This is a genomic window from Pseudomonas sp. GW456-E7 (assembly GCF_059424105.1).
Window position 1 is genome coordinate 99316 of sequence record NZ_JBWKZB010000020.1, and the last position, 9756, is coordinate 109071.

Below are 9756 nucleotides of genomic sequence, written 5' to 3' on the forward strand. Positions count from 1 at the left end.
GCATAAATTACCCCGTGCAGAAGAGCCGACGGCGATTATTCTTCATGCGACAATCGCCACTCGCCAGTGACCTTTCGCCAGGAGGCAACCATGCCCCACCGCCCCGCTCCGCGCCGATCCTTCCCGATCAGCCTCAATGCCCTGCAACTGACCGGCAGCATCGCCCTCGGCATGTGGCTGGGATTCCTTGCCATCGTGCTGACCTGCTGGCTCGCTTCACGCCTGCTTTTCAGCGAACAATTGGCACCCGTGGCGGCAGCTGTGGAGCAACTGGCCAAACCACCGGTGGTGACTCAACCTGTGCCGGACATTCCGCCACAGAGCCCGCTGTTCGAGCAATATGAAGAAAACCTGCGCAAGAACGAACAGGCACAACGGCTCGATCAGGCCCGCAGCAGCACTCGCAACCTGGCCAACCCGAACTGTCAGTTCTGGCTGCAACAGGACCGAACTGCACCCAGCGAAAAAAGTCGCGCCAACGTCCTGCAATTCTGCGATTGATCATGAATAAGCACACCGTCCACCAACTGATTCTCGACAAGCTGCAGATCGATCTCGACATCGCCGAACGGGCCGCGCAAACCGCCTACGAAACGGCGACCCATGAAGAAAACATCGCCGAGAACAAATACGACACCCTGGGACTCGAGGCGTCCTATCTCGCGGCCGGGCAAGCCAAAAGGGTCGAGGAAATCCGCCAGTCACTGAGCCTCTGCCAGAACCTGGCCCTGCGCCCGTATGACGATCAGCGGGGCATCGAAGTAGGCGCGCTGCTCGGGCTCGAAGACGAAAAGGGGCGCGAACAATGGCTGTTCCTCGCCCCTGATGCAGCCGGGTTGAAAGTCGACCTGGTAGGGCAACTGATCACCGTCATCACCCCGCGCTCACCGCTGGGCAAAAGCCTGCTGGGCAAGTTCGAGGGCGACGAGGTGGAAATCACGGTGGCGGGCGCTCGGCAACAGTTCGCTGTCACCGAGGTCGTTTAAACGGGCTTAATGGACTGGCAGTTCGACACCTTCGAACAGCTCTTCCAGCTCCTGCTTGTTGTGGCATTGAATGGCCTTGGCCATGACTTCGCGGGTCAGGTGCGGCGCGAATTTCTCGATGAAGTCGCACATGAAGCCACGCAGGAAGGTGCCGCGACGGAAGCCGATCTTGGTCACGCTGGACTCGAACAGTTCGCTGGCATCAAGTACGACCAGGTCGCTGTCGAGTTTGGTGTCGACGGCCATTTTCGCCACGATGCCCACGCCCAGACCCAGGCGAACATAGGTCTTGATCACGTCGGCGTCGGCGGCGGTGAACACCACTTTCGGCGTCAGGCCTCGATGGCTGAACGCTTCGTCGAGTTTCGAACGGCCGGTAAAACCGAACACGTAGGTGACGATCGGGTATTCGGCCAGCGCTTCGAGGGTCAGTTTCGACAGTTTGGTTAGCGGGTGGCCCTGAGGCACGACCACGCAGCGGTTCCAGCGGTAGCACGGCATCATCACCAGATCGCCGAACAGTTCGAGCGCCTCGGTGGCAATGGCAAAATCCACGGTGCCGTCAGCGGCCATTTCGGCGATTTGCATCGGCGATCCCTGGTGCATATGCAGGGCAACGTCCGGGTATTGCTTGATGAAATTGCTGATCACCGGCGGCAACGCATAACGCGCCTGGGTGTGAGTGGTGGCAATCGACAGGGTGCCTTTCTTCTCGTTGGAGAATTCCTGGGCGATCTGCTTGATGCTTTCAACCTTGCGCAGGATTTCGCCAGCGGTGGTGATGATGCGCTCACCGGCCGGGGTGACCCGGGTCAAGTGCTTGCCGCTGCGGGCAAAGACTTCGACGCCCAGCTCATCTTCCAGCAGACGGATCTGTTTGCTGATGCCCGGTTGAGAGGTGTAAAGGCTTTGGGCTGTAGCGGAAACGTTGAGGTCGTGGTGCGCCACTTCCCAGATGTAGCGCAATTGTTGAAGCTTCATATGAATCCCTCAAAGCAGGTAGACGCCACGGGCATCAGCGACGATATATAACTATATTAATGGCTCGAAGAATAAATCTAGAACTTTTTTATCAGATTGCCATTATTCGGGTCCTAGAGGTCCCCTTGACGACGACGTTGCACCAATGGCACCAGATAGACCGGCACCTTGGACAGTTGCAACACACGGGCGGCAGTCCGGCCCAAAGGCGTTTCCGCACCCGCACCGTGGCTGTGACTTCCTACGATCAACAAATCCACGGAGAGTTTCTGCGCCTGGTCCAGAATCACCTGCGATGGGTCGCCCTGCAGCACCCTGACTGCCTGAATCCGCTCCAGGTCGTGCTCCCCTTCATCCCCCAGCTCCTCACGAAAACTGTCGAGCACCCGCTGCTCGATACTGGCAATCACTGTATTCAGGCCCTGGCTGTGAAACTCGTTCAGCGCCTGTTCATCGAGATAGCTTTGCAGCACCGATTCGGCAAACAACCCCATGGGCTCAACCGCATGCACGACGTACAAATTGGCATTGAAGGTGCGGGCCAGCTCCAGGGCATGCTGCATCACCACGGGCGCGTACAGGCCAAGGTCAGTGGCGTACAGCATCGAACGAATCATATGACCTCCTCGACTGCCAACATGGCGGAGATTTGATTCAGCTTAGCAGTGCCTTGGCGACTACGACGTCCGGCGCAACACATTGAACGGCGGGCTTAAACCTTTTGCTCGTTGCTTATGCCGTGGGGCACATGACCGGTGGCGACGACTTCACGGGCCAATTCGCAGTGGCCGGCCTGATCATCGAAAAATACATCGGCGGCGAAGGCTTCGAGAAAGGCGGATTTGGTCAGGCCGCCGAGGAACAGCGATTCGTCGAGACGGATGTCCCACTCGCGCAACGTGCGAATCACTCGCTCATGGGCGGGCGCCGATCGCGCCGTGACCAGCGCGGTACGAATCGGACAAGCGTCCTCCGGGAACTCACGCTGCAACAGGTTCAGGGCCGCGAGAAAGCCCTTGAACGGCCCACCGCGCAAAGGCTCGCGAGCGGCCTCACGCTCGCTGGCCTGGAACGCCTCCAGACCACCGGTCTGATAAATGCGCTCCGACTCATCGGAAAACAGCACCGCGTCTCCGTCGAAGGCAATGCGCAGCTCGTCGCTGGCCGCACGGCTGGCACCGCCAGAGAGGATGGTCGCCGCGGCGAATCCGGCGTCGAGGGCATTGCGTACGTCTTCGGCGTGAGTCGAGAGAAACAGATCGCAGCCAAAGGCCTTGAGGTAGGGATACGGACTACGCCCGCCGACGAATGCCGCACGGGAAATCGCCAGACCGTAGTGGTCGATCGAATTGAATACCCGCAGCCCGGTGTCGGCGCTGTTGCGCGACACCAGAATCACCTCGACCCGGGCGCGGCCCAGGCTATTGTTGAGGTTCAGGAGTTTCTGCACCAACGGAAAAGCATCGCCGGGCTGGAGGATTTCGTCTTCGTGTTCGATCTGATACTGCCGGTAGGCTTCGACGCCGCTCGACAGATAGACCTTGTGGCTTTCGCTCAAATCAAACAGCGCCCGCGAAGAAATCGCCAGCACCAGCTTGTCGTCAATTGCCTTTGGCATGCCCTTCCCCCTCAGGTCGGTCGACTCAGGTGTTGCGTCGATCAATGAAACACAGGCTGCGATACAAGGCCTCGATGCGCGGCATTTCACATCCCGCGGCCCTGGCGGCCGCCAGGGGTCGGGCGTAGATCGCCACCAATTCGAGCGGCCGCTTGTGCAGGAAATCGTGGTACATGCTCGGCCAGTAGTCGGGCATTTTTTCGGTCACCATGAACAGGTGCTCGGCATACCCTGCCGGTACGTCATGCCCGCAGGCAATTGCGCCTTGCACCACTTCTGCCATCAGCGCCTTGATCAGTTCGCGACTGTCGGCATCGGCCATCAAGGGTGTGGTGCTCGCCCCGAGCAAAACCGAGAGACCGTTGTAAGGGATATTCCAGACCAGTTTTTGCCAGCGCGCCTGATGCAAATTCGCCATGGCCTGGGAATCGAGGCCGGCGCTGCGGAACAGGCCGACGCCCTCCTCGACTATCGCAGTGCGTGTCGGCCCATCGGCGGGACCGCTGTGATAACCCACGTGCACCGCACCCAGCGCCTGATGGGTGATGACGCCCGGGGCCTCGCGATGGACGCAGATGTAGCAGAGTCCGCCGAGCACATGCAGCGAATCGGGGAGCAACTCGCGCAGGCTGTCCTCCACGTCCAGGCCATTTTGCAACAGCAGCACCTTGGCATCCGGTGCTGCCGCCTGCAGGATGGCCGGTGCCAGATCTGCGTTGCTGGTGGTTTTCGCGCCTACCAGCAGCCAGTCGCAGGGCGGCATGTCTTCAGCCTTCGAGTAAGCCTGTACCGGGTTCAGTTTCAGCGCACCGTGGGGCGCGCTATCGACTTGCAACCCGTGCTCGGCCACGGCGGAAAACTCGCTGCGCAGCAGAAAATGCACATCAAAACCGGCACGCGCCAGCATCACCCCATAGAAACCGCCGATTGCGCCGGTCCCGATGATGCCGATCGTCGGCCTGGCAACTGTCCCCATCATGGCAACTCCTCTGCTGTTCGACTCAACGCCTGGCGCACGGCTCGATTGAGCTCTGTGTCGGTCAGGCGCGATTTCAATGTTCCGAAGAATTCGCCGTCGCGTACCACAAACAGCGCCGGCAAGTGAAAGACCTGATATCGCTCGACCACCCCGCCGTTATTGCCGGCATCGATCCAGCACAGTCGATCGACGGCCAGATCGAGTGTCGGCAATTGCTCGCGGGCAAAACGACAGCTGGCGCAGCCAACACTGGTGAAAATGACCAGCGAAACACCGCTCATCGCCAGCAGCCGTTGGTCGGCGTCAAAATCGGTCAGTTCCAATTCGACCACTATACTGGGGAGAACAATGTCAGATGGCCGACACATGGAGTCTGTGTTCATGGGACGATTCATTCCTCACCCTGACGATGTGCCCGTCGAATTAACGTTGCTGAAACCTGAGTGTATTTCGCGACGGCAGCTGCACACTATCAGCCTCGGGGGCATGGCTTGCAATTATCACCGCGCGTGGCGCTACGGCACGGCGCTGGAAGTACGCATGCCGACCGTGAACCCGGACATGCGCTACCTGGGCTATGTCGCCTGGTGCCTGCGGCGCAAACGCGGTTATCTGGTGGGCATCGCCTTCGTCGACGAACAAACGCTGTTCAGCGCCCGAATGGGTGAGCAGGTGTGCCAGATTGAACGCTACTGCCGCCTGCATGAGTCCCACGAAGACTTGCAGGATGTTCAGGCCCTGGCGCTCGAATGGGTCCAGGAGCATGCCGACGAGTTCTCGCACGAATCGGTGCGCAAGGCTTTTGCGCAACCTGTGCCGGAATAGGGGTGTACTTGATCGGTTTGGCCCTCACGGCAGGGAAACTGACTGCGAAAGCCCACCAAACCGGCGTCTGCCCATTGTCGAGCCACGGTGTAACGCGCTAAGGTTCGGCTCCCCGACGCGCTTAATTTGCTGTGCTCCGCCGCGCGGGTTCGCTGGCGGCCGGCACCCGTGACCTGACGAGTAAACGATGGCTGATTTACCGATCAACGACCTAAACGTCGCCTCCAACGAGACGCTGATCACTCCCGACCAGCTCAAGCGCGATATTCCCCTGAGCGACGCTGCACTGCGCACCGTCACCAAGGGCCGCGAAGTCATTCGCAACATTCTGGATGGCACCGACCACCGCCTGTTCGTCGTCATCGGGCCTTGCTCGATCCACGACATCAAGGCCGCCCACGAATACGCCGAGCGCCTGAAGGTTCTCGCGGCCGACGTGTCCGATACCCTGTATCTGGTCATGCGCGTGTATTTCGAGAAGCCACGTACCACCGTCGGCTGGAAAGGCTTGATCAACGACCCGTACCTGGACGACTCGTTCAAGATCCAGGATGGCTTGCACATCGGTCGCCAGTTGCTGCTGGACCTGGCCGAAAAAGGCCTGCCAACCGCCACCGAAGCCCTCGACCCGATCTCCCCGCAGTACCTGCAGGACCTGATCAGCTGGTCGGCCATCGGCGCGCGCACCACCGAATCCCAGACTCACCGTGAAATGGCGTCCGGCCTGTCCTCGGCCGTCGGCTTCAAGAACGGTACCGATGGCGGCCTGACCGTGGCGATCAACGCCCTGCAGTCGGTTTCCAGCCCGCACCGCTTCCTGGGCATCAACCAGGAAGGTGGCGTCTCCATCGTGACGACCAAGGGCAATGCCTACGGTCACGTGGTACTGCGCGGCGGCAACGGCAAGCCGAACTACGACTCGGTCAGCGTTGCGCTTTGCGAGCAGGCGCTGAACAAAGCGAAGATCAAGCCGAACATCATGGTCGATTGCAGCCACGCCAACTCCAACAAGGATCCGGCCCTGCAACCGCTGGTGATGGAAAACGTCGCCAACCAGATCCTCGAAGGCAACAAGTCGATCATCGGCCTGATGGTTGAAAGCCACCTGAACTGGGGCGCCCAGGCGATCCCGAAAGACCTCGCCGACCTGCAGTACGGCGTGTCGATCACCGACGCCTGCATCGACTGGACCGCGACCGAAAACACCTTGCGCAGCATGCATGCCAAGCTCAAGGATGTGCTGCCTAAACGCGATCGCAGCTGATCGCCTGACGGCCTGATCAAAAAGCGCACACAAAAAAAACGCCGGGTAGAACCCGGCGTTTTTTTGTGCATTCGTTTGACTGAAAGTCACTGACTCAGCTTGGCCGCGTGCCGCTGGTGACGCTCCATATAGCGCTCGACGTAGGAGCACGATGGAATGACGGTGTAGCCCATTTCGTCAGCGTACTCCAGCGCCTTCTCGGTCAAGGCTGCCGCAATACCGCGACCACGCAATGCGTTGGGCACGAAGGTGCGATAGATATCCAGGGTCTGTTTCCCCAGATCCATATAGGTCAGATAGGCACGATGACCGTCCACATTGGTCTCGAACTGATGACCAGCCTGGTCATGGTGGATGGACAACGCCTCGCTCATCACTACTCCTCGCGGGTCTGGAATTCCGACCCCTACCTTACCGATGTTTTTCCGGCGAAGGAACATCTACGCCACCCCGTGCCTGAATGGACACCGAGAAGAACCGCACCGATCTCGCGCTGCCGAGCACGTACAAATAGTAGGCACCATTGACAGAAATGCTCAAGGTGCGCTCGTCATCATGCCCGTTGGCGGGTGCTGCTCCGTAATCACGCAGGAATGGCTCGACCGAAGGTCACTCCGGGTCGATAGCCTGAACATTGCCGGATGTTGAGACTTAAGACGAGCGCCCGTTGTTAAAGTCACCTGAACATCGAGAAAGATAGTGAGAGGCGCTGCGCAAAAACCGAACAAAAGTGTAGACGAATCCATATAGGCGGACTTTAGCCAGCCGCGGAAAAAGAGCGCCGTGCCGAAGGAACTTTTTCTCGGCAGTTCGCTCAGCCACGGGCCTTGCAGCTGGATATTTTTTAAACAGTTCAGTTAAAAGTTGCTCGAAAAAGAATCAACGCCTACAATTTTTTTTGCTTCTTGCTTCACGTCAGTTTTACTTACTACAAGTAATGGGTAGTATGTACGCCGGCTATTTCCTCAATCGGAGGAGATAGCTACTTAATAGAAAGTCCTTGAAGGGGAACACGATGAACAACGTTCTGAAATTCTCTGCTCTGGCTCTGGCCGCAGTTCTGGCTACCGGTTGCAGCAGCGCATCGAAAGAAACCGAAGCACGTCTGACCGCTACTGAAGACGCAGCTGCTCGCTCCCAGGCTCGTGCAGACGAAGCTTACCGTAAAGCTGATGAAGCTCTGGCTGCTGCTCAAAAAGCACAACAGACTGCTGACGAAGCTAACGAGCGTGCTCTGCGCATGCTGGACAAAGCTAGCCGCAAGTAATAGTCCTTCGGGATTGTTATCAAGCCGACCCATTTTTTGGGTCGGCTTTTTTATTGCCCGGCGTTTCTCCAGGCAATAAAAAACCCGTCGACGCGGCCTGCGTCGACGGGCTCTTGACCCGCGTTACTGCAGCGGATCGATCGGCGTGCTCGACACCATCGGCGCGACGCCGTTGCCCGGCACCGCGATCTCTACCGGCAGGCCATCTTCAGCGGCCACCACGTCCCGCACCACATCCCAGTTCATGCGCAGGTTGTTGGTGATGTCTTCACGCTTGAGCATCGCATTGATGACCGCAGTGTGCTTGTCGACCACCGACGGGTTGCCCTTGTCGTCCAGCGGCGTGTGCGCCTCCAGATAGACCTTGCCGCCACTCATGCCGAACTTGTACGGGTCGTTGATGATCCGTACCGAGGTACCGACCGGCACCATGCCTGCCATTTGCAGCACGTTGTTGTTGAACATGCGGAAGCAACCGTGGCTGGTGCGCATGCCGATACCGAACTTCTTGTTCGAACCGTGGATCAGGTAGCCCGGAGTGCCCAGGGTGAACTTGAACGGGCCCAGCGGGTTGTCTGGGCCTGCCGGCACGACGTTGGGCAGCGGATCACCGTCTGCGGCGTGCTCGGCCTTGATCGACGCTGGAGGCGTCCAGGTCGGGTTAGGCGTCTTGGCGGTGATGCTGGTGTGGGCAATCGGAGAGCCCCAGCCTTCACGACCGATACCGAGCGGGAACGTGTACACCACGTTCTTGCCTTTCGGGTAGTAGTAGAGACGGTATTCAGCCAGGTTGATCACGATGCCTTCACGCGGGCCTGGTGGCAGGATGAAGCGGGTCGGCAGAATGATTTCCGTGCCGGCGCCCGGCAACCATGCATCGACACCCGGGTTGGCCGCGACCATTTCCGTGTAGCCCAGGTCATAGGCAGTACCAAGGTCGGCGAACGTGTCTTCGTACTTGGCCTTGATCACCTGCACCTGGCCGATGATGTCCTCACCGGGCGGTGGCAGGGGAAACTCCAATGCTGCAACAGGACCGGCCACGAAAAGGGCGGCAAGGGTCAGGCAGCGGGTGACGGCAGGAAAGCGCGGCAACATCCGGAAAATCCTTCGCATGATCGACAGAGGGTATAAGAACGGGATTGTACACTGCCGTCCGTTATTTCGGGGAGATGGCCCGATTGCAGGCAATGTAAGGCGATTTTGCGATTGTCCTCGCTCCCACATTGGGTCCCCGGTTTTACTCGGGACTTGTGGCCACTGAAGATCCCTGTGGGAGCGGGCTTGCTCGCGAAGGCTGCGTGACAGGCGACATGGATTTTTGAGGGTGTACATATCCGTTGCTGCGGTCACGGCCGCTTACGGTTCCGCTCTTACAGCGGGTCACTTTGGAAAAGCCGGAATGCCGGCCCAGCCCAAAGTAACCAAAGGGCTCTTGCCCCTGACATTCGGTGCCTCGCCGTGGCTCGGCATGCCCTCGCTCCGGTCCTGCTCCGTGGGCCCGCCGCCATCGGCCATCCATGGCCGGGGGCGGCTAACCCGGCCTCCATGCCGGGTTGCCCACTGCGCAGGACCTCCACTCGGCCTCACGAGGGGGCGTACACCGCAAAAGCAAAGCGAGGCGGCCTACCGGCCGGCCTGTTTGCGGGGTTCGTTCGTCTGTGATGTACCTGCGCCTGTCAGGCCGCCATCGCGAGCAAGCTCGCTCCCACAGGGGATTGGGTATACCTGTGAGAGATTGGACGGCTAGCAGGCCGCCTTCGCGAGCAGGCTCGCTCCCACAGAAGGGCAAAAGCAGATCTGCGTACACAAACGCTCCCCACCACTCAACAGGCC

Annotated in this window: 12 protein-coding genes; 5 read left to right on the plus strand and 7 right to left on the minus strand. The window is 59.5% G+C overall.

Translation table 11 applies throughout. The annotated features are described in order from the left end of the window. Positions 1 to 90 precede the first annotated feature (90 nt). The gene (locus tag AC07YV_RS15020; protein WP_102700334.1) at positions 91 to 501 is read left to right on the plus strand and encodes a hypothetical protein; all 411 of its coding nucleotides are present in this window, start codon (positions 91 to 93) and stop codon (positions 499 to 501) included. 2 nt (positions 502 to 503) lie between these two features. After that, positions 504 to 986 (plus strand): GreA/GreB family elongation factor, encoded by a 483-nt coding sequence (locus AC07YV_RS15025; RefSeq protein ID WP_102700333.1) that lies wholly within the window; start codon positions 504 to 506, stop codon positions 984 to 986. 6 nt (positions 987 to 992) lie between these two features. Here the strand turns inward: AC07YV_RS15025 and cysB are convergent, their stop codons facing one another. From cysB to AC07YV_RS15050, 5 genes are all read right to left on the minus strand, one after another. Further along, positions 993 to 1967: an HTH-type transcriptional regulator CysB gene (gene cysB, locus AC07YV_RS15030; RefSeq protein ID WP_015094029.1), complete on the minus strand. Its 975-nt coding sequence runs from the start codon at positions 1965 to 1967 to the stop codon at positions 993 to 995. A 113-nt stretch (positions 1968 to 2080) separates the two neighbouring features. Continuing rightward, the gene (locus AC07YV_RS15035) at positions 2081 to 2584 is read right to left on the minus strand and encodes a universal stress protein (RefSeq protein ID WP_008023285.1); all 504 of its coding nucleotides are present in this window, start codon (positions 2582 to 2584) and stop codon (positions 2081 to 2083) included. Between the two features lie 95 nt (positions 2585 to 2679). After that, positions 2680 to 3585: a 5'-nucleotidase gene (locus AC07YV_RS15040; RefSeq protein WP_102700332.1), complete on the minus strand. Its 906-nt coding sequence runs from the start codon at positions 3583 to 3585 to the stop codon at positions 2680 to 2682. A 25-nt stretch (positions 3586 to 3610) separates the two neighbouring features. Next, positions 3611 to 4564 carry a putative 2-dehydropantoate 2-reductase gene (locus AC07YV_RS15045; protein WP_102700331.1) on the minus strand — a complete coding sequence of 318 codons (954 nt, stop codon included), beginning with the start codon at positions 4562 to 4564 and terminating at the stop codon, positions 3611 to 3613. Next, a complete protein-coding gene (locus tag AC07YV_RS15050) occupies positions 4561 to 4947 on the minus strand; it encodes a thioredoxin family protein (protein WP_102700330.1) in 387 nt (128 codons plus the stop codon). The genes AC07YV_RS15045 and AC07YV_RS15050 overlap by 4 nt, the downstream gene beginning before the upstream one ends. Between AC07YV_RS15050 and AC07YV_RS15055 the strand changes: the two genes are divergently transcribed. Beyond that, positions 4946 to 5389, plus strand: coding sequence for a PilZ domain-containing protein (locus AC07YV_RS15055; protein ID WP_007973560.1), 444 nt, complete (start codon positions 4946 to 4948; stop codon positions 5387 to 5389). The genes AC07YV_RS15050 and AC07YV_RS15055 overlap by 2 nt on opposite strands. Positions 5390 to 5576: 187 nt before the next feature. Further along, positions 5577 to 6653: a 3-deoxy-7-phosphoheptulonate synthase gene (locus AC07YV_RS15060; protein ID WP_102700329.1), complete on the plus strand. Its 1077-nt coding sequence runs from the start codon at positions 5577 to 5579 to the stop codon at positions 6651 to 6653. An 86-nt stretch (positions 6654 to 6739) separates the two neighbouring features. Here the strand turns inward: AC07YV_RS15060 and AC07YV_RS15065 are convergent, their stop codons facing one another. Continuing rightward, positions 6740 to 7027, minus strand: coding sequence for a GNAT family N-acetyltransferase (locus tag AC07YV_RS15065; RefSeq protein ID WP_007973562.1), 288 nt, complete (start codon positions 7025 to 7027; stop codon positions 6740 to 6742). Positions 7028 to 7668: 641 nt separating this feature from the next. On the opposite strand from AC07YV_RS15065, the gene oprI reads away from it, so the two are divergent. Then, positions 7669 to 7920, plus strand: coding sequence for an outer membrane lipoprotei OprI (gene oprI / locus AC07YV_RS15070; protein ID WP_003199355.1), 252 nt, complete (start codon positions 7669 to 7671; stop codon positions 7918 to 7920). 123 nt (positions 7921 to 8043) lie between these two features. Here the strand turns inward: oprI and AC07YV_RS15075 are convergent, their stop codons facing one another. After that, positions 8044 to 9018: a L,D-transpeptidase family protein gene (locus tag AC07YV_RS15075; RefSeq protein WP_102700328.1), complete on the minus strand. Its 975-nt coding sequence runs from the start codon at positions 9016 to 9018 to the stop codon at positions 8044 to 8046. Positions 9019 to 9756: the final 738 nt, after the last annotated feature.

Bases quoted from the DNA above. Each gene is read 5' to 3' on its own strand.
- oprI (WP_003199355.1), top strand. From the start codon at position 7,669: ATGAACAACGTTCTGAAATTCTCTGCTCTGGCTCTGGCCGCAGTTCTG.
- AC07YV_RS15050 (WP_102700330.1), bottom strand. From the start codon at position 4,947: ATGAACACAGACTCCATGTGTCGGCCATCTGACATTGTTCTCCCCAGT.
- AC07YV_RS15035 (WP_008023285.1), bottom strand. From the start codon at position 2,584: ATGATTCGTTCGATGCTGTACGCCACTGACCTTGGCCTGTACGCGCCC.
- AC07YV_RS15020 (WP_102700334.1), top strand. From the start codon at position 91: ATGCCCCACCGCCCCGCTCCGCGCCGATCCTTCCCGATCAGCCTCAAT.
- AC07YV_RS15060 (WP_102700329.1), top strand. From the start codon at position 5,577: ATGGCTGATTTACCGATCAACGACCTAAACGTCGCCTCCAACGAGACG.
- AC07YV_RS15040 (WP_102700332.1), bottom strand. From the start codon at position 3,585: ATGCCAAAGGCAATTGACGACAAGCTGGTGCTGGCGATTTCTTCGCGG.
- AC07YV_RS15055 (WP_007973560.1), top strand. From the start codon at position 4,946: ATGGGACGATTCATTCCTCACCCTGACGATGTGCCCGTCGAATTAACG.
- AC07YV_RS15025 (WP_102700333.1), top strand. From the start codon at position 504: ATGAATAAGCACACCGTCCACCAACTGATTCTCGACAAGCTGCAGATC.
- AC07YV_RS15075 (WP_102700328.1), bottom strand. From the start codon at position 9,018: ATGTTGCCGCGCTTTCCTGCCGTCACCCGCTGCCTGACCCTTGCCGCC.
- AC07YV_RS15045 (WP_102700331.1), bottom strand. From the start codon at position 4,564: ATGATGGGGACAGTTGCCAGGCCGACGATCGGCATCATCGGGACCGGC.
- cysB (WP_015094029.1), bottom strand. From the start codon at position 1,967: ATGAAGCTTCAACAATTGCGCTACATCTGGGAAGTGGCGCACCACGAC.
- AC07YV_RS15065 (WP_007973562.1), bottom strand. From the start codon at position 7,027: ATGAGCGAGGCGTTGTCCATCCACCATGACCAGGCTGGTCATCAGTTC.